The sequence below is a fragment of the Stenotrophomonas pictorum JCM 9942 genome (genome assembly GCF_001431585.1).
GTDB classification, from domain to species: Bacteria; Pseudomonadota; Gammaproteobacteria; order Xanthomonadales; family Xanthomonadaceae; genus Stenotrophomonas; species Stenotrophomonas pictorum.
Genome location: NZ_LLXS01000081.1, coordinates 1 through 861, shown reverse-complemented (window position 1 = coordinate 861; position 861 = coordinate 1). Strand labels below are relative to the sequence as shown.

At 58.4% G+C, this 861-nt stretch carries 2 protein-coding genes; both read left to right on the top strand.

The window, feature by feature from the left end; translation table 11 throughout:
• The coding region (locus ARC78_RS16895; protein ID WP_206742683.1) for a hypothetical protein at positions 1-415 on the top strand (415 nt) is incomplete at its 5' end.
• Positions 415-861, top strand: a 447-nt coding sequence (locus ARC78_RS16000; RefSeq protein WP_145974378.1) for a hypothetical protein, incomplete at its 3' end; no start/stop codon positions are given. The genes ARC78_RS16895 and ARC78_RS16000, both read left to right, overlap by 1 nt.

Genomic DNA, 861 nt, shown 5'->3' with positions numbered 1-861 from the left:
CCCGATGCCGACGTGCGCGGGTGGCGACCCCTATATCTATGCGACGTCGCCACTCTATCCCGTGGTCTTCCCGCCGAAGACCGGCGACGTTGCAGCGACAACTCCCTCAGTTATCAGTGGTTCCCTGCGCGACATTTACCGCATCGCGCCGCCACTCACTGACGCGGTAAGCACGTTGCCATCGATGGTTTCTGGCGCGATCTCAGTGCCGCCTGTCCCGCTTACCGTCGATCAGGCCGTGACTACACCATCGATTGTCGGTGGGCGCATTGCCGCGCCGCCACTTGGCGCCATCCAAGACGCGGCAAGTACTACCCCATCCGTGCGTGCGGGCGACATCCGGGCCAGCCCCGTCGGCTCGATTGCAGACCGCGCAACCACTACCCCATCCATCCAATCCGGGAGGATTTTCTGATGTCAAAGCTTGCCCTTAATCCTGTCGAAATCGGCGTGATGGGCCACTTCTACGCCATGACCCACCGCGGCCATAAATACGCCGAGGATGGCAGCATCTTGGAGTTGGCCAAACCGATCCAGCAGACGTTCCCAGGGCGCAACACGATCTGCAATAGTGGGTTTGGCCGGATTTTTAGTGACCAAGCGCCGTGGAATATGAGTCTAAACGTTTTCGTGGCTGGGACTTCGAATGCTGCGCCGTCACAGTCGGATACTGTTATGCCGGATATCGCAGGGGCTGTCGCGCGACAGCATGTGTCGTCGCAGTTGATCGAAAGTAATACTGACCCGCAGGTCGGCCCGTTATTTCGCAAGTACAGGTTCAGGGTGTCGTTTGAGCCCGGAAGTTTTGGCTCAAGTCCGGTAAATCTAACTCGCGGTGGTCTTGTCAATACATCTCTTCAG